The organism is Streptomyces sp. NBC_01390, assembly GCF_045040105.1.
Taxonomy (GTDB): domain Bacteria; phylum Actinomycetota; class Actinomycetes; order Streptomycetales; family Streptomycetaceae; genus Streptomyces.
Genome location: NZ_CP109551.1, coordinates 10,766,832 through 10,785,813 on the forward strand (window position 1 = coordinate 10,766,832; position 18,982 = coordinate 10,785,813).

The 18,982-nt window shown below is 71.7% G+C and carries 16 protein-coding genes; 3 read left to right on the top strand and 13 right to left on the bottom strand.

Annotated features, from left to right (window positions below; all coding sequences use genetic code 11):
• Position 1: 1 nt before the first annotated feature.
• The 9 genes from OG241_RS47965 to OG241_RS48005 all read right to left on the bottom strand — a co-directional run bounded on the left by OG241_RS47965 (position 2) and on the right by OG241_RS48005 (position 11,268).
• Positions 2-1,231: a type III PLP-dependent enzyme gene (locus tag OG241_RS47965; protein ID WP_405825218.1), complete on the bottom strand. Its 1,230-nt coding sequence runs from the start codon at positions 1,229-1,231 to the stop codon at positions 2-4.
• Positions 1,228-2,961, bottom strand: coding sequence for an IucA/IucC family protein (locus OG241_RS47970; RefSeq protein WP_405825219.1), 1,734 nt, complete (start codon positions 2,959-2,961; stop codon positions 1,228-1,230). Before OG241_RS47970 ends, OG241_RS47965 begins: the two co-directional genes overlap by 4 nt.
• A complete protein-coding gene (locus OG241_RS47975) occupies positions 2,961-4,172 on the bottom strand; it encodes an MFS transporter (RefSeq protein WP_405825221.1) in 1,212 nt (403 codons plus the stop codon). The genes OG241_RS47970 and OG241_RS47975 overlap by 1 nt, the downstream gene beginning before the upstream one ends.
• The gene (locus OG241_RS47980; RefSeq protein WP_405825223.1) at positions 4,169-5,977 is read right to left on the bottom strand and encodes an IucA/IucC family protein; all 1,809 of its coding nucleotides are present in this window, start codon (positions 5,975-5,977) and stop codon (positions 4,169-4,171) included. The genes OG241_RS47975 and OG241_RS47980 overlap by 4 nt, the downstream gene beginning before the upstream one ends.
• Complete coding sequence (locus OG241_RS47985; protein WP_405825225.1) at positions 5,974-7,170, bottom strand: acetyl-CoA carboxylase biotin carboxylase subunit family protein; 1,197 nt, start codon at positions 7,168-7,170, stop codon at positions 5,974-5,976. The genes OG241_RS47980 and OG241_RS47985 overlap by 4 nt, the downstream gene beginning before the upstream one ends.
• A 106-nt stretch (positions 7,171-7,276) precedes the next feature.
• On the bottom strand, positions 7,277-8,329 hold the full coding sequence (locus tag OG241_RS47990; RefSeq protein WP_405825227.1) for an ABC transporter substrate-binding protein: 1,053 nt from the start codon (positions 8,327-8,329) through the stop codon (positions 7,277-7,279).
• A gap of 43 nt (positions 8,330-8,372) precedes the next feature.
• Positions 8,373-9,200 carry an ABC transporter ATP-binding protein gene (locus OG241_RS47995; RefSeq protein WP_405825228.1) on the bottom strand — a complete coding sequence of 276 codons (828 nt, stop codon included), beginning with the start codon at positions 9,198-9,200 and terminating at the stop codon, positions 8,373-8,375.
• Positions 9,197-10,246, bottom strand: coding sequence for a FecCD family ABC transporter permease (locus tag OG241_RS48000; RefSeq protein ID WP_405825230.1), 1,050 nt, complete (start codon positions 10,244-10,246; stop codon positions 9,197-9,199). The genes OG241_RS47995 and OG241_RS48000 overlap by 4 nt, the downstream gene beginning before the upstream one ends.
• Positions 10,243-11,268 (bottom strand): FecCD family ABC transporter permease, encoded by a 1,026-nt coding sequence (locus OG241_RS48005; protein ID WP_405825232.1) that lies wholly within the window; start codon positions 11,266-11,268, stop codon positions 10,243-10,245. Before OG241_RS48005 ends, OG241_RS48000 begins: the two co-directional genes overlap by 4 nt.
• Positions 11,269-11,456: 188 nt before the next feature.
• On the opposite strand from OG241_RS48005, the gene OG241_RS48010 reads away from it, so the two are divergent.
• Entirely contained in the window at positions 11,457-12,302 is an 846-nt protein-coding gene (locus tag OG241_RS48010) for a (2Fe-2S)-binding protein (protein WP_405825234.1), read from the top strand.
• A 22-nt stretch (positions 12,303-12,324) separates the two neighbouring features.
• Here OG241_RS48010 and OG241_RS48015 read toward each other — a convergent pair whose 3' ends face one another.
• Positions 12,325-14,082: an ABC transporter ATP-binding protein gene (locus OG241_RS48015; RefSeq protein WP_405825236.1), complete on the bottom strand. Its 1,758-nt coding sequence runs from the start codon at positions 14,080-14,082 to the stop codon at positions 12,325-12,327.
• Between the two features lie 186 nt (positions 14,083-14,268).
• Here OG241_RS48015 and OG241_RS48020 point away from each other — a divergent pair, with 186 nt between their 5' ends.
• Complete coding sequence (locus OG241_RS48020; protein WP_405826838.1) at positions 14,269-15,354, top strand: S-(hydroxymethyl)mycothiol dehydrogenase; 1,086 nt, start codon at positions 14,269-14,271, stop codon at positions 15,352-15,354.
• On the top strand, positions 15,354-15,983 hold the full coding sequence (locus OG241_RS48025) for an MBL fold metallo-hydrolase (RefSeq protein WP_405825237.1): 630 nt from the start codon (positions 15,354-15,356) through the stop codon (positions 15,981-15,983). The genes OG241_RS48020 and OG241_RS48025 overlap by 1 nt, the downstream gene beginning before the upstream one ends.
• Before the next feature lie 84 nt (positions 15,984-16,067).
• Here OG241_RS48025 and OG241_RS48030 read toward each other — a convergent pair whose 3' ends face one another.
• Genes OG241_RS48030 through OG241_RS48040 form a run of 3 tightly spaced genes read right to left on the bottom strand, consistent with a single transcriptional unit; the run spans position 16,068 to position 18,865 of the window.
• Complete coding sequence (locus OG241_RS48030; RefSeq protein ID WP_405825238.1) at positions 16,068-16,790, bottom strand: FAD:protein FMN transferase; 723 nt, start codon at positions 16,788-16,790, stop codon at positions 16,068-16,070.
• 4 nt (positions 16,791-16,794) lie between these two features.
• Positions 16,795-17,517, bottom strand: coding sequence for an FMN-binding protein (locus OG241_RS48035; protein WP_405825240.1), 723 nt, complete (start codon positions 17,515-17,517; stop codon positions 16,795-16,797).
• A gap of 10 nt (positions 17,518-17,527) precedes the next feature.
• Positions 17,528-18,865: a ferric reductase-like transmembrane domain-containing protein gene (locus tag OG241_RS48040; RefSeq protein ID WP_405825242.1), complete on the bottom strand. Its 1,338-nt coding sequence runs from the start codon at positions 18,863-18,865 to the stop codon at positions 17,528-17,530.
• Between the last annotated feature and the right edge of the window lie 117 nt (positions 18,866-18,982).

Sequence of the window (18,982 nt, forward strand, 5' to 3'; positions counted from 1 at the left end):
GCTACTGCGGCCTTGTGTGCTCCTGCGGCCCGCTCGTCGTCGCCGGCTCCGCGCCCAGGAAGTGGAAGCCGGGCCTCGGGTGCATCAGGAAGTCGTGGTGGGAGATGTTCCACGCGTAGGCGCCCGCCATCGAGAACAGCACCCGGTCACCGGCCCGCAGCCCCGGCGCCGGGACCTGCCGGGCCAGTACGTCCTTCGGGGTGCACAGCTGGCCGGCCAGCGTGACCCGCGGCTCCTTGGCCGCCGGGCGCGGCCAGGGGTGCGGCCAGGCGTCCACCGGCAGCACCGTGCACGGCTGGTCGTGGCCCTTCGTCGCGGGGGTGCGCAGATGGTGGGTGCCGCCCCGGACGACCGCGAACTCCTCGCCGTGGCTCCGCTTCACGTCCAGCACCTCCGTCGCGTACCAGCCGCAGTACGCGGTCAGCGCCCGGCCGGGTTCGATGCGCAGAGTCGTTTCCGGGTACGCCTCCGTCAGCCGGGCCAGACCCCTGCCGAACGCCGCCCAGTCGAAACGCCGGGCCGGCGCGGCGTAGTCCACGGCCATCCCGCCGCCGACGTTCACCTCGGCCATGTGCACGCCGAGCCCCGCCGCCCAGGTGACCACCGACTCGGCCACCGCCAGCTGCTCCCCGGCGTCGAGTCCGCTCGCCAAGTGGGCGTGGACACCGCGCAGTTCGAGCTGCGGATATGTCCCGTCGGTCAGCGCCCGGAACACCGGCGCGGCCCCGGTCGGGTCGAGTCCGAAGGGCGTCGGCCGGCCGCCCATCGTCAGCGAGCTGCCCGCCAACGAGCCGTCGGACACCGAGATGTTGACGCGCACCAGCACAGCCACCCGGCGCTCGGTCCCGACCTGCCGCGTCAACTCGGCGAGCATGCGCAGCTCGTGCTCGCTCTCGACGTGGAACCGGTCGACGCCCAGCTTCAGTGCGGTCAGTACCTCGTCCGGTGTCTTGCCGGGCCCGCCGAACGCCAGCGGCCGGACCGGCGCCGCGCCCGCGACATGGGCGAGTTCGCCGCCGGAGGAGACCTCGTAACCGTCGACGTACGGCGACAGCGCGGCCAGGATCTCCGGCTCCGGGTTGGCCTTGGCCGCGTAGTACAGCTCGGCCCGCTCGGGCAGCGACTCCCGGACCATTGCCGCGTGAGTGCGCAGTTCCGCCAAGTCGTAGACGTACGCGGGCAGTTCGTCGGTGGACAGGGACAGCGCGTGGTCGCGCACGGCGAGGGTCATCGGGTGCTCCGGGTGGTGTCGCGCAGGATGTCCTCGGCGAGCGGGGACGGCAGCCGTACGTAACCTGCCTCGCGGTCCGCCTTTCGTTCCCAACGGGTGAGCAGATTGGCCTTCGCGGGCAGCGGAACCCCGGCGAGCAGTGCGGCGAGCCGCGGCGGGCAGCCGGAACGCTCCGCGTAGGACCGGAGCGTGTCGCGCACCCGCCCCCACAGGGCGGCCTCGGCTTCCGGGTGCAGGTCGGCCAGGGCGGCGAGGAGTTCGGCGATGTGGTTGACGAGCAGGCAGTAGACGACCCGGTCCCAGCCGCGCTGCGCGTCGTACGTCATCGGGCCCGCGACCTCGGCCGGTACGGCGGCGAGAGTGTCCCCGTGGTGCTCGGGCACCAGCTTGGTGCCTTCCAGGTCCCGGAAGAGCACCTGGACGGGGTGACCGTCGCCATCCACACAGATCAGCACGTTCTGCAGATGCGGCTCCAGGACCAGTCCGTGGTCGAAGTAGGCGGCCAGGACAGGGGGGACGAGCAGGTCGAGGTACGCCGACCACCAGTCGAGGGCGGTCTCCGGGGCCGTGTCCGCGAGCAGCCGGGAGACATGTGCGGCACTCGACGGGTACTCGTCGGCAACCGCCGCCGCGAGAAGGGGAGTTGCCCCCGGTGCGAGGCGTCGGGGCAGGCCCTCGCGGACGATCACGCCGAAGCCCTCGAAGAGTTCACGGTCCGGGGTGCCGTCGAGCCCGGGCAGGGCGAGTGTGCGGTAGGCGGGCTCGCGGAGCACCGCGCTGCCGGGGAAGCGTGTCGCAAGGTCGGTCAGGGCCGGGGCGAGGGCGCGGGTGAGGGCGACGGCGCCGGACAGCTCGTAACTGCTGTTCTTGCGAAGGCAGTTGGTGATCCGCACGTTCAGGCTGAACTTGAGGAACGTCTCGCCGTCGTACAGGGTGCGTACGGACGCGGTGGCGGCGAAGGGGCGACCGCCGGGGCCGAGGTCCAGGATGTCGCCACGCTCCAACGCGGCACGCAGCAGCGGGTGTTCGCGCAGGGTGCCGTACTGCCAGGGGTGCGTGGGCAGCAGCCGGTAGCCGTCGGGGACGTCCGTGCGCTGACCGTCCAGCGCGGCGACGGCCCAGGGGGCGGCGTTCTCCTCGGCGATCAGGTCGGCGCGCACGGCGAGATGCCGCAGCGGGAAGACGGCCCCGGTCTCCGGCGCGTAGGCCGCCCAGGCGCGCGGGTCGCCGGTGCGGGCCTTGGGCGTGGGGTGGAAGCGGTGGCCGAACAGCAGGGACTGCTCGGAGGCGAGGTAGGCGGCGAGCTGGTCGTCGGCCGGTCCGGTGGGGCGCTCACCGGCCAGGGCGGCCGTGACGGCCTGGTGGCTGGAGGTGATCTGCTCCAGGAACTCGTCGTTGCGTTCCCCGGTCCGCAGGGACAGCTCGTCGCGCGTGTACTGGGCGAGGCACCGCCAGCCCACCGTCGCCCAGCCGTCGCCGGCCCGCTCGCTCACCGGGCCGGCGAAGCGGTGGGCGCCCAGAAGCGACGTACGGCGCAGGCCGACCCGCAGGAGAACGCCGCGGCGGGGCAGCCGGAGCAGCAGGTGACCGTCGTCGACGACGGTCTGGCGTTCCGGGCCCGACACCTCGCGCAGCAGGCAGTTGAGGAGCGTGTGGGTCACCACGTCGTCGGCGGTGGGGAGTGAGGCGGGGGCGGTCGTGGCGTCGGGCGAGTCGGTCAGCGAGGGCATCAGCGGCTCCAACGGGCGTGGGGCGAGCGGGGGTTGAGAAGAACGAGGGAGGCGAGCACGGTGACGGCGGCGGCTGCGCCGCCCGTCAGTACCGGTGCGGCCGGGCCGAAACGGGAGCTGCCCGCCGCCGCGGCGAGACCGGCGACGACGGCGCCGGCCTTGGAGAAGAACTCCAGCGACCCGAACATCCCGCCGGGCGCACGGCCCTTGGCGCAGTCGGCAGCCAGTACGGACAGGGACACCAGGCCGAGGGTGAGCCCCACCCCGAGAACCAGTCGTACGGCGACCAGCTCGGCCAGTGAATCGGTGACGCCGTGTCCGGCCAGACCGAGCGCGATACAGGCGAACCCGAGGACGATCCCGGACCTGGGCCGGTCCCGGACCGCCGAGTGCACCGCGAGCGCCGACACCAGATAGACCAGGTGGGGGAGGGCGAAGAGAACGCCGGACAACGTCGCCGACGTGCCCGGCAGTTGGTCCTCGACCAGGGAGATCAGATAGGGGAAGGAGATCACGGTGGAGAACACGAACGCGAACTCCAGGGCGTACAGGGTGCGCAGGGAGACCACCGGCGCCACGGCGGGCGCGGCGGTCTCGGGTATGGGCTCCGCGGCCTGTTCCTCGCTCGGTTCGGGGAGCGCGGCGAGCAACAGGGCGGCGGTCAGCGGGAGTACGGCCAGCAGGGCGTACTGGCGGTGCGGTGACAGCCAGCCCGACAGCGAGCCGACGACGATCGGCGCGACGACCAGGGCGGCCCGGGCGCTGCCCTGCATCAGGGTGAGCGCCCTCGACAGGGCGGGGCCCTCCAGCGAGGCACCCAGATAGCCGTTGGATGCGGCGAAGGTGCCGCCGAGGACGCCCTGGAGGATCAGCGCGGCCGTGAACGTGCCGAGGGAGTCCGCCCAGCCCGCGAGCAGAAAGGCGACGGCGAGGCCCAACTGGGCGCGCAGCAGCAGGCGTTTGCGGCCGAAGCGGTCGGCGAGCCGGCCCCAGAAGGGGGCGCCGAGCGCGCCGAACACCGTCGGGACCACGTACAGCACCCCGGCCCAGCGCGCGGAGCGGTCGCCCAGCTCCGGGAGGATCTGGGTGAGATACGGGGGCAGTCCGAGAGCGGCGAAGGACGCGACGAAGTAGCAGCCGGCCACCGCGTGCACATGACCGCGGCCGAACGAGGAGCGCCGCCCTGGCAGGCGCCATGCCTCGGCGCTCATCCGGCGATCCCGGAGCGAGACGAGGTCGCTTCTTCCGTGTCTGCCGTGTTGCCCGCGTCTGTCGGGTCTCCCGCGTGGAGCAGGTAGTTGGGGCCGGTGGTGTAGTGCTTGTTGATGTCGGCAGCGCCCGACCGTTCCTTGCTGAGCAGGGTTCCGGCGCTGACCATCGCCTTCACGGGCAGCTGGGGCGCGTCCAGGATCCTGGTGCGCAGTACGGCGGCCGGATTGCCGCCGAGCCGTTCGACCGCCTCGCCGAGCCGGTCGCGGACCAGCCTCAGCAGGGTGGGCAGCGGGGCGCGTCCGTGCCGGGCGAGCCCGAACGCGTAGGCGCCCGCGCACAGATGGACGGTGATGGTGGTGAACACGTCGGCGACCGGCTCGTCCTCGGTGCCGTAGGTCCGCTCGTCGTCGAAGCCCCACGGCCCCGGCAGGAGGGCGGCGAGCCGGGTGGTGTTGAGGCGCGGACCGTCGTCGTCCTTGAACAGCAGCCGCACCCCGCCCGGTTCGGGCCCCAGGACCAGTGAGACGTTCTGCTGGTGCGACTCCAGGGCGATGCCGTAACCGAACAGGGTGGTCTGCCAGTCGAAGAGGAGAGTGAGGCAGGCGTCCAGCAGGGCGAGCGGATCGCCGCCGTGGAAGCGGTCCGCGAGATGGTCGATGACCAGCCGTCCGCCGGGCGCCTCGGCGAGGAGAGCGGCCAGCGGGACGACGGCGGCGTCGTCGAGGCCGGCCGGCTGGCGGCGGCACAGGACGGCGAGGAGCTCGTGTCCGGCGTGCGCGTACGTCGTCTCGTCGGCGTGCAGGACGGTGTCCCGGAAGCGGGGCTCGCGTGCGACGACCCGCTCGATCAGCCGCTGCCCGGCGGCGCCGTCGACAAGCGTGCCCGGCTTGATGGAGCGCCGGTTGCGCAGCCCCAACGTGGATGTGGTGAGGGGGAGTTTGAGGTGCAGGGTGGGATCGGCGGCCACCGCGACAGTGCGCGTCGACAGGGTCGGCACCACTTCCAGATGTCCGTGGTCGGCGAGCCGGGCGCGTCCGGAGAGGCCGGTCACGCGCAGCGCCTCGTCGAGCGGGGCTCCGACGGTCAACGGGTGCACGGGCAGGGCGAGATGCGTGTTCTGCAGGTCTTCCATACCGAGCATCGCGGGCGTCGGCCAGACCTCCGGCAGCGCACCCGCGAGGGTCACCGCCTCCCGGGGTACCGCGAGCCAGCGCAGCGCGAAACGGGGGTGGAACTCCGGTGTGTACGCCCGCAGTTGCACCTCAGTGAGCCCGGCCCGGCCACGGGCGGTCGGATACACGGGGTGGTCGGTACGGGCGGCGAGGGTGTCGTACGCCAGAGACGACGTCAGGCCCGTCCAGCCCGCCGGGTCGGCTCCATGACGGCCCGTCAGTCGTTCGTCGGTCTCGTCGCGCGTGGCGTCGTGCAGCCGCAGGGTGGCCAGGGTCTGCCGGCACTCCTCGGTGAAGGCGTCGAAGCCGTCACGGTCCACGGGGTCGGCCAGTGCGCGCAGGGCGGCGAGCACGGTGTCGTACGCCGTCAGCTCGGCGCCGTCCGACTCACGCACGAGCAGTGGCAGCCGGGCGGCGTACACGCACTGGAAGCCGTCCTCGGTGAGCGGCAGCAGAAGGGCGTCGCCGTCGCCCGTCGCCAGGCGCAGCCAGGTGCCGTCCGGGCGGTGCGAGAGTGTGCCGAGGGTGCGCAGGCCGACCACGTCCTCGCGGAGCAGCGCGCTCAGGACGCGGGTGAGCAGTACGGCCTCGGCGGCGTCGGTCGTCAGGGGGAGGGTAGGGGCGGCGGTCACGGCTGGACCTCCCAGCGCCGGGCCGCCAGGAACTGCGCCGACACCCGGTCGACCGTCGACTGGTCGGTGCCGGTGGCCCGCAGGACGCCCAGATAGTCCCGGTTGGTGCGGTACAGCTCGTGCCGCTCACCGACCGCGCGGAGCGGACGGTACGTCAGATGCACGTCGTCCAGGTGGAGTTCGGTGGCCGGGGGAGCAGAGGTCAGGGTGCCCGCGCGGTCGGCGCACGGGTACTCCAGGCGGGCCGCGCCGCCCCGGCGGATTCCCAGGTCGGCCGGGAGCGGCTCGCCCAGATGGGTGCGCAGGATGTGCTCGAAGAGCGGGATCCCCAGGAGCCGGGCCAGCAGCAGGTCCACCTGGTCGCCGATGGCCCGGTAGTTGACCTCGATGATGCGGGCCTGTCCCTCGTGCACCACGAACTCGGTGTGACACGCGCCGAACCCGACTCCCAGTGCGTCGAGTTGGGCCAGAATCTGCGCGACGACCGGCTCGGGGTGGGCCTGGACGAGGACGAGCCGCTCCTCGATGAAGTACGGCGGCGGCGACAACTCGGTGTGGAAACCGCCCAGTACATGCCGGACGTTCCCGTCGCCGAGCGTCTCCAGGGTGTACAGCTCCCCGGGCAGGTACTCCTCGACCACCAGGACGGTCCCCGGCCGCCGCGCGAAGATCTCCTCCGCGCGGTTCTCCAGCTCCTCGGCGCTGTCGACGAGGACGACGTCCTCGCTGGCCACGCCCTCGCGCGGCTTGAGGACACACGGATACGGCGCGGCCAGCGCGACAGCCTCGACGGGAGCGGTGTCGGTCAGTTCCGCGGACCACACGGTGTCCACGCCGGCGGCGGCGAGCCTGCGCCGCATCTCGGCCTTGTCCTTGCAGGCGAGTGCGGCCCGCCAGTCCTTGCCGGGCAGCCCGAAGTAGTCGGCGGCCAGGGCGGCCTGGGTCTGGAGGTGGTCGCTGTTGCTGAAGACGGCGTCGGGCCGGTGATGTGTGGAGATCCGGGTGACGACGGCCCGGAAGTCACGGACGTCGCACTCCAGGATCTCGATGCCCGGATACGTGGAACACGCGGCCCGGTGGGCGTCGGGCTGGTCGGTGAGGACGGTGACATCGAGGCCGAGCCGGGCGGCGGCGGGCAGAAAGCCCTCGGTGACGGAGTCGGTGGGGTTGAGGGCGAGCAGGTACAGACGCATGACGTGTGGAGCAACTTCCGCTAGCGGGTGGGGGGTTGTGGCCCGGGTCGGGGCCCGGGGGCGGGGCGCGTGCAGAAGGGCGCGCCCCGCCCCCGTACAGCGGGAATTACTTCTTCGGGAGATCCACGCCGGTGGCCCTGGCCACGTCGGCGAGCATCTGCTCGGCGGCCTGGACGCCGATGCCGGACATCCAGATCTCGTCCGGGACCTCGAAGACCTTGCCGTCCTTGACGGCGGGCAGGCTCTTCCAGACCGGGTTGGTGACGACCTGCTGCTTCTGCGTCTTGTCCTCGGTGTCGGCGGCGGTGACGAAGATCAGGTCGGCGTCGGCCTGGTCGATCTGCTCCGGGCTGACGTCCTTCATCGTGACCTCGGGGTCGGTGGAGACCTGCGACTTCGGGCGGACCAGGCCGATGTCGCCGAGGACGACACCGCTGTAGGAGTTGGACTGGTAGAGACGGGTCGGACCGGCGATGAAGCGGACCACGGACGCGGTCGGCATGGTGCCCTTGTCCTTCGCCCTGATGGCCTCACCGAGCGCCTTGGCCTGAGTCTCGTACTCCTTGAGCTTGGCCGCGGCCTCGGTCTCCAGGCCGAGGGCCTCGGCGTGTACCTTCAGATTCTGCTTCCAGACACCGCCGGTGGTCTCCGTGAAGACGGTGGGCGCGATGGCGCTGAGCTTGCTGTAGATCGCCTCGTGGCGGACCTTCGAGGACAGGATCAGGTCCGGCTTGAGGGAGGCGATCAGTTCGAGGTTCGGCTCCAGAAGCGGACCGACGTCCTTCGTGTCGCTCAACTCGCCCTTCAGATACGTCGGGAAGCCGCCCTCGGACTTGAAGTGCGGGGCGACCGCGCCGACCGGATCGATGCCGAGGAGGGTGACGTCGTCCAGCTCGCCGGTGTCGAGCACGACGACCCGCTTCGGCTTGGCGGGGATCTTCACATCGCCCATGACGGTCTTGAGAGTGCGGGGGAACCCGGCGGTGTCGGCGGCGGCATCGGCGGCCGTGTCGGTGCCCTTGCCGCCCTTGTCGTCAGCGTCGCCGCTGCCGCAGGCTGCGAGCACGGCGGTGCCGAGTACGACGGCGAGGAGCAGAGCCAGCAGGCGCCCAAGACGGCCGAACCGGCTCATTCCGGGCAGTGAACGGGTGTTGCGCATGAGGGGGGTTGGTCTTTCTGTCGATTACGGCGGTACGGGCGGGTCAGGCGGTCGCGGCGGAGTGCCGCACCGCGCTGCCCTTGGGGATGACCAGCGGGGTGCCGGTCTCCGGGTCGGGTATGACCCGGCAGTCCACGTCGAACACGGACTTGACGAGCTCCGCGTCGAGCACGTCGGCGGGTGGGCCGGCGGCGGCGAGGCGGCCGTCCTTGAGGACCACCATGTGGTCCGCGTAACGGGCGGCCTGTCCGAGGTCGTGCAACACCATCACCACGGTGCGGCCCGCCTCGGCGTGCAGTGCGGCGACCAGATCGAGTACGTCGAGCTGGTGGCGCAGGTCGAGGAAGGTGGTCGGTTCGTCGAGCAGGAGCAGCTCGGTGTCCTGCGCCAACGCCAGGGCGATCCAGGCGCGTTGGCGCTGCCCGCCGGAGAGCCGGTCGACGGGCTGGTCGCGCAGCGCGGTCGTGCCGGTGCGCTCCAGGGCCTCGTCGACCGCTCGCTGGTCGGCCGTCGACCACGGGGCCAGGAGGCGCTGGTGCGGATACCGGCCGAGGCGCACGAGCGCCTCGACGGTGATCGCCTCCGGGGTGACCGGCTGCTGCGGCAGCAGTCCCATCCGCAGGGCCAGCGCCTTCGCGGACATCCGGTGGATGTCGGAGCCGTCGAGGGTGACGGTACCGGCGGCGGGTGAGAGCAGTCGGCTCAGTCCTCTCAACAGGGTTGATTTCCCACAGGCGTTGGGGCCGACGATGGCGGTGACGGCACCGCCGGGGAGGGTCAGGTCGAGCCCGCCGACGACGAGGCGGTCGCCGTAGCGCAGATCGAGCGCCCGGGTGCGCAGCTGGTTGACGGTGTCCGGCCGGGCGTTCATGCGTGACTCCTGTGGACGGGCTTGCTCTGACGGAACATCAGCACCAGCAGCCAGGGTGCGCCGAGTGTGGCGGTGACCGCCCCGACCGGCAGCCCCTCGACGGGCAGCAGATGCTGGACCACCAGGTCTGAGGCGAGCAGCAGTACGCCCCCGGTGAGAGCGGCCAGCGCCAGGGAGACGGCGGTCGGCGGGCCGGTGAGGAAGCGGACGACATGCGGGACGGCGAGGGCGACGAACGTCACCGGGCCGGCGAGCGCGGCGGCCAGGGACGCCAACGCGACGGCGACGAAGAGGAGTTGGAGCCGGGCGGCAGAGGTGTTCAAGCCGAGCGCGCCCGCCGAGTCGTCCCCGAGGTCCAGCACGGCGAGCCGCCGGTGCAGTACGAGGGTGACGGCGAGCGCGGCCACCATGGCGCCGCCCGCTCCCCACACCTCCGTCCACGTCCGCCCGTACACCGAACCGGTGGTCCACTGGAGCGCGGAGCCGGCCAGCTCGGCCGGGAAGCGCACGATCAGCAGGTTCACGGCGGCGGCGAGCCCCGCCTGCACGGCGAGCCCGGTCAGCACCAGCCGGGTCACCGCGACCCCCGAGCGCCAGGCGAACACGCCGAGCAGCAGGGCGGAGAGAAGCCCCCCGGCCAGCGCGCCCACCGGGATCAGCGTCTGGGAGGCACCGGCCGCGATGAGCGAGACCGCGCCGAGCGACGCACCGCCGGTCACGCCCATGACGTCGGGCGAGGCCAGCGGATTGCGGAACAGCCGCTGCAGTACACACCCGGCGACACCGAGCCCGGCGCCGGCGACCAGGGCGGCGAAGGCCCGGGGCGCCCGGAACTGCTGGACCACCAGCACGTCCCCGGAGTCCCCGAGCCCGACCAGCGCCCGGAGCGCGGTACCGGCCGGCATGCTCATCTCACCCGTCGTCAGGGCAACGGTGAGCAGCGCGAAGACCGCGACGACGCCGAAGCCTGCGTAGAGCGGTACACGACAACTCGACCGGACGCGGGAACCGGCTGTCGTACGCGCGACAGTCGTGGCGGCGTTCATCGGGTCACCTTCCTTGCCAGCAGCGCCAGCAGGGGCGCGCCCAGGAACGCGGTCACGATGCCGACCTCCAGTTCCGAGGGGCGGATGACCAGCCGGCCCACAATGTCGGCCGAGAGCAGGAGCAGCGGCCCCGCGATCAGGCACCCGGGGACCAGGAGGCGGTGGTCGCCGCCCAGCAGCGGGCGTACGAGATGAGGTGCCGCCAGGCCGATGAACGCGATCGGGCCCGCGACGGCCACCGCGGAACCGGCGAGCAGGACGACGGCGATACCGCCCGCCAGCCGGATCCGGGCCACCGGGACGCCCAGCGCCTGCGCCGAATCGTCACCCAGGGCAAGGGCGTTGAGGGCGGGCGCGACCGCGAGCGCCACCACCAGGCCCAGCAACAGCGTGGGCAGCACTGGCCAGAGGGTGTCGAGAGTGCGCCCGGAGAGCGAGCCCGCCAGCCAGAAGCGGGCCTCGTCCAGGGTGCGCTGGTTCAGGAGCATGACCGCCGACGTCCAGGAGAGGAGGACGAGTTGGAGGACGGTGCCGCCGAGCGCGAGCCGAACCGGGTCGATGTCGCCCGCCCGGCGGGCCAGCGCCTGGGCGAGGAGAGCGGCACCGGCCGCGCCCGCGAAGGCGAACCACACGTACTCGACCGGGTCGCTCAGCTTCAGCGCGAAGATGGCGACCACCACCGCGAAACCGGCACCCGCGTTGATTCCGAGGGTGGTCGGCGAGGTGAGCGGGTTGCGGGTGATGCCCTGGGTGACCGCCCCGGCGACCCCGAGCGCCGCCCCGACCGCGAGCCCGATGACGGTACGCGGCAGCCGCAGCCCGGTCACCACGAGCGCGTCTCTTCCCTGGGCGTGGCCGAAGAGTGCGTCGGCCACCGTCGACAGGGGCACCGAGCGCGCACCGAGGGCGAGGCTCAGCGCCGCGCACAGGGTCAGGGCCCCGAGGCCGGTGAGAAGGATCGGGATGTGCCTCAGGGCACGGAAGGGTGCACCGATCGGTGCACCCGGTCGGGTCGCAGTCACGAGCCGGAGCTTAGGTTAGGCATACTTTACTTTTCAACCGGCCATGGGAACGCTGTGAGGTGCATAGCCCCTGATCGGGGCCTTGATCGTCGAAGTGGGGGCATCGGTGGTCGCCGCCTTGTGATCTTGTCGATAAGGTAAGGCTTGCCTATCTAACCCCAGCTGAACCTCGCCGCGCAGGAGTATCGATGACTGTCGACCTGGAGGCCTCGTCGGCCGGCACCGCCGCGCGTGTGCTCGGCGGCTCCTACCGACGCCTCGCCGACCTCTGCGACGTACTCACCGTGCAGGTGGCGCACTCCGACATGACTGGCCCTCAAGTAGGTCTCAGCGGAGTGGAATTGACGACAAGTCAGGAGGGACTGGAGTCCTTCGTCGAGGCCGAGGCCACGCGGATCCAGGAGCGCTATGGGCACACGGCCCGCCCGCACGTCGCCGCCTCCCGCGCCCTGCACGACTACGCCTGGTCGGTCGGCCTGCTGATGAGCGGCGTCTGGTACCTGGAGCGACGCGTGCCACGCATCCGGCCGCAGGACGTCCGGTTGGACCTCTCCAGCGGCGTGTACAAGATCACACCGGGTTCCGCCCTGTCCTGCCTCCCGGGAGACCCCGCCGCGACCCTCCCCGGAGTCACCGTGCTCCCGCACGAGGAGGCGCTGCGCACCGAGTTGCGCTCGGCCGTCGCCGACCACATGGCCCCGCTGCTCACCGCACTCGGCCCGATCGCCCGCCGGGGATCACGCGCCCTGTGGGGCCTGGTCTCCGACGACCTGGTCTCCGGGATCTGGTACCTGGGGAGGGTGCTCGGCCGGGAGGACGACGCCGTCCGCGCGGCCGGCGAACTGCTGCCCTCCGCTGTCTCCCCGTACCCCGGTGGCGCCGACTTCCGCCACCTCACCGACTCCTCGGGGCGCCGCCACCCGACCCGCACCCGTACCGGCTGCTGCCTCTACTACACGATCCGCCCGGACGACGCCTGTTCCACCTGCCCCCGCACCTGCGACACGGAACGGCTGCGCAGGCTGGAGAGCTGAGCGTTCCACGGACCGCGTGCGCTCAGCCGGTGGTCGCCAGGAACTGCGTCGCCGCCAGCTCGGCGTACAGAGGGTCCCCGGCGACGAGTTCACGGTGGGTGCCGACCGCGCGGACGCGCCCCGCGTCCATCACCACGATCCGGTCCGCCATCGTCACCGTCGACAGCCGGTGGGCGACGACGAGAACGGTCGTCGTACGGGCGACATCCGCGACCGTGTCGCGCAGCGCCGCCTCGTTCACCGCGTCCAGCTGCGAGGTCGCCTCGTCGAGCAGGAGCAGCCGGGGGCGGCGCAGCAGCGCGCGGGCGATGGCCACCCGCTGACGTTCACCGCCCGACAGTTTGGTGCCGCGATGCCCGACCAGGGTGTCGAGGCCGCGCGGCAGCCGGGCCACCAGACCGTCGAGCCGGGTCGTCTTCACCACGCGCGTGACCGCCTCCTCGTCGGCCTCCGGGTTGCCCAGGAGCAGGTTGTCGCGCAACGAGCCCGACAGCACGGGCGCGTCCTGCTCGACATAGCCGATGGCGGAACGGAGTTCGGCCAGTTCCCAGTCGGCGGCGTCACGGCCGTCGAGGGTGATGACACCGGACTCGGGGTCGTAGAACCGTTCGATGAGCGAGAAAACGGTCGTCTTGCCGGCGCCGGACGGGCCGACGAACGCCGTCATTCCCCGGGGCGGCACGGCGAACGTCACGCCGTGGTGGACGTACGGGAGATCGTCGGCGTAGCGGAAGCGGACGTCGTCGAAGGCGAGTGCAGCCGGTTCGGCGTCGCCGGTTGGAAGGGGAGTGGGGCGGGCCGACGACGGTTCGGAGGGCAGGGCGAGGGCCTCCTGGATGCGGGTGAGGGCCGCGGCACCCGTCTGGTACTGCGTGATCGCGCCCACGACCTGCTGGATCGGCGACATCAGATAGAAGACGTAGAGGAGGAACGCGACCAGTGTGCCGACCTCGACCGCGCCGGTCGCCACCCGCGCGCCGCCCACCGCGAGCACGGTGATGAAGGCGATCTGCATCGCGAGGCCGGCCGTGTTGCCCGCCGCGGCCGCCCACTTGGCGGCCCGCACGCTCTGCTTCCACGACTCCTCGGCCGCCGCGTGCAGCCGTTGCTCCTCGCGGTGCTCGGCGCCGGACGCCTTGATCGTGCGCAGCGCGCCCAGCACCCGTTCCAGCGAGGCGCCCATGACGCCGACCGCGTCCTGCGCCCGCCGGCTCGCCTTGTTGATACGCGGCACGATCACCCCGAGCACGGTCCCCGCCGCCACGATCACGGCCAGGGTGACGCCCAGCAGCACCGGGTCCACCAGGCCCATCATCACGACCGTCGCCACCAGGGTGAGGCCGCCGGTGCCGAGACCGACGAGCGAGTCGGTGGTGACCTCGCGCAGCAGGGTCGTGTCCGAGGTGACCCGGGCCATCAGATCGCCGGGCTCGGTCCGGTCCACGGCCGGTATCCGCAGCCGCAGCAGATACGAGGACAACGCCCGCCGGGCACCCAGTACCACCGACTCGGCGGTACGCCGCAGGACGTACGAACCCAGCGCGCCCAGCGCCGCGTTGGTGACGACCAGCGCCGACATCAGCACCAGCGCCCCGGCGATCGTCCGGTCGTGGGACAGGTCGTCGATGAGCCCCCGCGCCACCAGCGGCAGCGCCAGCCCGGCGGCACCTGTGGCCAGCGACAGCAGTGCGCCCGCGAACAGGGTCCACCGGTGCGGTCGTACGTATCCGAGGAGCAGCCGCCAGGCGGGCGGACCGGCGTTCGGCTCTGCGATGCTCACGGCGCTCCTCGGCGGGTCGGGCGGACATTCACCCTACGTCGGCGGCCGGGGGAGCGGAGAGGCGGTCGTCCCCCGTCCGCCACGCACGCCGACCCGGAGCGCCACGGTGGGCGTGCCGTTACCGATCGGTCGCACGTAGGGTCGGAGCGAAGAACCGAACATTGGCCGATGGAAGGGTTCAGCACCATGGCGCAGGAAGTACGCGGCGTGATCGCACCGGGTAAGAACGAACCGGTGCGGGTCGAGACGATCGTCGTGCCGGACCCCGGTCCGGGTGAGGCCGTGGTGCAGATCCAGGCCTGCGGCGTGTGCCACACCGACCTGCACTACAAGCAGGGCGGGATCAACGACGACTTCCCCTTCCTGCTCGGCCATGAGGCCGCCGGGGTCGTGGAGTCGGTGGGCGAGGGGGTCACGGACGTGGCTCCCGGTGACTTCGTGATCCTCAACTGGCGTGCAGTGTGCGGGAGTTGCCGGGCCTGTCTGCGTGGGCGCCCGTGGTACTGCTTCAACACGCACAACGCCAAGCAGAAGATGACCCTGCTCGACGGCACGGAGCTGTCGCCGGCGCTCGGTATCGGCGCCTTCGCCGAGAAGACCCTCGTCGCGGCCGGACAGTGCACCAAGGTCGACCCGTCTGTCTCCGCCGCTGTGGCCGGGCTGCTGGGGTGCGGGGTGATGGCCGGTATCGGCGCCGCCATCAACACCGGGAACGTCGGTCGCGGTGACACGGTCGCCGTCATCGGCTGCGGAGGCGTGGGCGACGCCGCGATCGCCGGAGCCAACCTCGCGGGCGCCGCGAAGATCATCGCCGTCGACATCGACGACCGGAAACTGGCCACCGCCCGCACGATGGGCGCCACGCACACGGTCAACTCCAAGGAGACCGACCCGGTCGAGGCGATCCAGGAACTCACCGGCGGCTTCGGCGCCGATGTCGTCATCGAGGCGGTCGGCCGCCCGGAGACGTACAAGCAGGCCTTCTACGCCCGTGACCTCGCCGGGACCGTGGTGCTGGTCGGGGTGCCGACGCCGGAGATGAAACTCGAACTCCCGCTGATCGACGTCTTCGGGCGCGGTGGCTCGCTGAAGTCGTCCTGGTACGGCGACTGCCTGCCCTCCCGCGACTTCCCGATGCTCATCGACCTGCACCTCCAAGGCCGCCTGGACCTGGCGAAGTTCGTGACGGAGACCATCCAACTCGACGACGTGGAGAAGGCGTTCGAGCGGATGCACGGCGGCGACGTACTGCGTTCCGTGGTGGTGCTGTGATGGCCGCGCGTATCGAACGCCTCGTCACCTCGGGGCAGTTCAGCCTCGACGGCGGCACGTGGGACGTCGACAACAACGTGTGGATCATCGGCGACGACCACGAGGCGATCGTCATCGACGCCGCCCATGACGCCGACGCCATCGTGGCGGCCGTCGGCGACCGGCGCCTGACCGCCATCGTGTGCACCCACGCCCACAACGACCACATCGACGCGGCCCCGGACCTCGCCGATCGCACCGGCGCCACCATCTGGCTGCACCGCGACGACCTGCCGCTGTGGAAGCAGACCCACCCGGACCGCGAACCCGACGCCTGGCTCGCCGACGGCCAGGTGATCGAGGCCGCCGGCGCCGATCTGACGGTCCTGCACACGCCCGGACACGCACCGGGCGCGGTCTGCCTCTACGACCCGGGGCTCGGCACCGTCTTCACCGGCGACACCCTCTTCAACGGTGGCCCGGGTGCCACCGGCCGCTCCTACTCCCACTTCCCGACGATCATCGACTCGATCCGGGACCGGCTGCTCGCCCTGCCGCCCGAGACGAAGGTCCTCACCGGGCACGGCGACCCCACCACCATCGGGGCCGAGGCACCGCACCTCCAGGAGTGGATCACCCGGGGCCACTGAGCCCACCGTCACCGAACGCCAGTGGGCGCCCACCGTCGACAACGGGGGGCGCCCACACGGACGTACGACAGCGACCGGGTCCGTTCAGGCGGCCACCGGGAATCCCGGCGTCCGGAGCACCTGCCGGTCGGCGTCCACCGCGAACACCTCGCAGCCCTTGCGTGTGGCTGCCCAGTCGACGCCCTCCGCGCCCATCGCGAACGCGGCCGTCGCCGTGGCGTCCGCCTCCGTGAGCGTGGGGGCGACGACGGTCAGGCTCAGCAGCCCGGTCGCCGGGCGGCCGGTGCGACCGTCGAGGATGTGGTCGCCCCGCTCATAGCGGGCGGAGGTCGCCACACCCCCCTCGGTTATCTCCAGCACCGTGCACAGCTGGTCGGCGTGCTCGGGATGCCGTACACCGACCCGCCAGGGGCGCCCGGCGGCGACCACGTCACCGCCGGCGTTCAGGCAGTACGTCCGTACGCCCGCCTTCTCCAGCAGCTCCGCCGCCCGCTGCACCGCCCAGCCCTTCACCATCGCGCACGGATCGAGGCCCCGGCCGGGCAGCCGTACGTCGAACGCGCCCCCGGTCGCGACCCGGTACTCCTCGCACAGGCCGAGTACCTCGGTGAGGTCCGCGCTCAGTTCGCCGGACTCCAGCTCGCCCCGGTCGAGGCGGGACACCTCGCTGTCGGGCTTGAAGGGGCTGAACCGCGCGTCGACCTCGTGGAGCCAGGCGAACACGGCGTCCGCCGCCTGTGCCGGAGCGTTCTCGTCGTCGATGCGCAGCGAGATCGGGAACCCCATGATGTGTTCGACGCGCCGCATCCGCTCAGCCCTTCGCGTCGATCGCGGCCTGGAGGGACTCCTTGTAGCCGTCGCTGGTGATGGTCGCACCCGACACCGTGTCGATGTCGGAGCTCTGCGCGGCCAGGGTCTCCTCGATCAGCACCGGCACGGCGGCCGTGGTCTGCGGGTGGTTCGGCTGCTGGAGCATCTTCAGGGAGGCGATCTTGTCGCCCTCGAAGGTCACCTCGACCTGCACGGTGCCCTTCTCGGTGTCCACCGCGGTCCCGGAGACGACCTTGGACGCGGACTCCGCGGCGGGCGCCGACGTGGACGCGGACGGCGACGGGGACGACGCAGCGGAGTCCGCCTGGGAGTCGATGGCGGCCTGGAGGGACTTCTGGTAACCGTCGCTGGTGATGGTGGCGCCGGAGACGGTGTCGATGTCGGCGCTCTGCGCGGCCAGCGTCTCCTTGATCAGGACCGGCACGGCGGCCGTGGTCTGCGGGTGGTTCGGCTGCTTCAGCATCCGCACCGAGGAGATCTTCGAGCCCGCGAACGTCACCTCGACCTGGACGTCACCCTTCTCGGTGGGCACGGTGGTGCCGGCGACGACCGTGGACGACGAACCGGCGGACCCGGAAGACGCCGAGGACGACACGGACGGGGTCGAGGCCCCGGAGGACGTGATGCCCAGCGACGGCTCGTAGAGCCAGACGGGGACCAGGCCCGCGATGCTCAGGACCAGTACAGGCAGTGCTCGTTTCACGACGTTCCTCTTATCCGGCCAGGCTGAAGCGCTCGAAGTGGGTCTGCGACCGGGGCACGCCCAGCTCCCGCAGGCTGCGCAGCACCGCGTTCATCATGGGCGGCGGCCCGCACAGGAAGACGTCCCGGTCCGCGATGTCGGGCACCAGCTCGGCCAGCGCTTCCGGGGCAAGCCTGTCGGGGACGACCGGCCCGGACACCAGGTGCAGCTCGGCGCCCTTGGCGTGGGCGATGTCCCGCAGCTCCTCGTAGAGGACGGCGTCCTGGTCCCGGGCGACCCGGTAGATGACCACGGCGTGGCCCTGGATCTCCTCCAGCAGCGCGCGGATCGGCGTGACACCCACACCGCCGGCGATCAGGACGGCCTCCGGCCGGGTGCGGTGCATCGCGGTGAACGCGCCGTACGGGCCCTCGGCGAAGACCCGGGTGCCGACCGGGATGTGCCGCAGGGCGGCGGTGCCGTCACCGGCCACCTTCGCCGTCAGGCGCAGCGACCTGCCGTCGGGCGCCGCCGACAGCGAGAACGGGTTCGCCTGCCACCAGCGGTCCTTGGTGAGGAACCGCCACAGGAAGAACTGGCCGGCGCGGGCGGGCAGCTTGTCGAGGTCGCGGCCGGTCATGTAGATCGACACGACGTTGTCGGCCTCGGGGACGACGGCCGAGACGCGCAGCTGGTGCCGGAGGTTCTTGCGCAGCGGCAGCACCACCCGGCCCAGGAACACCGAACCGAGCGCCACGCTCCACAGGGCCCACCAGTACGTGGTGGCGGCGGACGACGAGGTGAACGTCGTACCGACACCGACCTGGTGGGTGAACGCCAGGACCACCGCCACGTAGGTGTACAGGTGGATGAAGTGCCAGGTCTCGTAGGCGAGCCGGCGGCGGGCGTAGCGTGCGGAGACCGCTCCGATGATCATGATCAGGGCGAGGGCGACGATCGCACGCAGCACGCCCTCGGTGGTCTCGGCCAGCTCCACCAGCTCGTCGACCGGGCCCATCGAGGTGCCCTCGGCGTAGCCGAAGGTGATGAACACCGCGTGGGACATCAGTGTCCACAGCAGGCCGAAGCCGACCCAGCGGTGCCAGGTGGTCAGCCGGTCCATGCCGATGCGGTGGTCCAGCCACGGCAGACGGGCCACCAGCACCAGCTGGAAGGCCATGACGAGCGCGCCGTACAGCCCGGCGAGCCGGCCCAGCACGATCAGCGCGTTCGACGCGAACCCGGCCTGTACGAAGAAGACGGTCACGACGGCGACATTGGCGGCCAGCACTGCGTACAGGCCGGCGCGGGCCACCACTTTGGGCCGTATCGCCGTGGGGGGCGCGGGAGGCGATTGGACGGTCGTCACGGACGGTGCTCCTTGATCGGGTCCAGGGACCCCGAGTCTGACCGACCGTAGCTGTCATTAAGCTGTCGTTGGACTTTCAAGTTGTTATCGATCACGCGTACGGGGGGAGGAAGCTAT

Coding starts and splice junctions, on each gene's coding strand:
- OG241_RS48030 (WP_405825238.1), bottom strand. CDS start 16,790: ATGCGGCGCGTCGAACACATCATGGGGTTCCCGATCTCGCTGCGCATC.
- OG241_RS47965 (WP_405825218.1), bottom strand. CDS start 1,231: ATGACCCTCGCCGTGCGCGACCACGCGCTGTCCCTGTCCACCGACGAA.
- OG241_RS48020 (WP_405826838.1), top strand. CDS start 14,269: ATGGCGCAGGAAGTACGCGGCGTGATCGCACCGGGTAAGAACGAACCG.
- OG241_RS48010 (WP_405825234.1), top strand. CDS start 11,457: ATGACTGTCGACCTGGAGGCCTCGTCGGCCGGCACCGCCGCGCGTGTG.
- OG241_RS47970 (WP_405825219.1), bottom strand. CDS start 2,961: ATGCCCTCGCTGACCGACTCGCCCGACGCCACGACCGCCCCCGCCTCA.
- OG241_RS47985 (WP_405825225.1), bottom strand. CDS start 7,170: ATGCGTCTGTACCTGCTCGCCCTCAACCCCACCGACTCCGTCACCGAG.
- OG241_RS47975 (WP_405825221.1), bottom strand. CDS start 4,172: ATGAGCGCCGAGGCATGGCGCCTGCCAGGGCGGCGCTCCTCGTTCGGC.
- OG241_RS47990 (WP_405825227.1), bottom strand. CDS start 8,329: ATGCGCAACACCCGTTCACTGCCCGGAATGAGCCGGTTCGGCCGTCTT.
- OG241_RS48000 (WP_405825230.1), bottom strand. CDS start 10,246: ATGAACGCCGCCACGACTGTCGCGCGTACGACAGCCGGTTCCCGCGTC.
- OG241_RS47995 (WP_405825228.1), bottom strand. CDS start 9,200: ATGAACGCCCGGCCGGACACCGTCAACCAGCTGCGCACCCGGGCGCTC.
- OG241_RS48025 (WP_405825237.1), top strand. CDS start 15,354: ATGGCCGCGCGTATCGAACGCCTCGTCACCTCGGGGCAGTTCAGCCTC.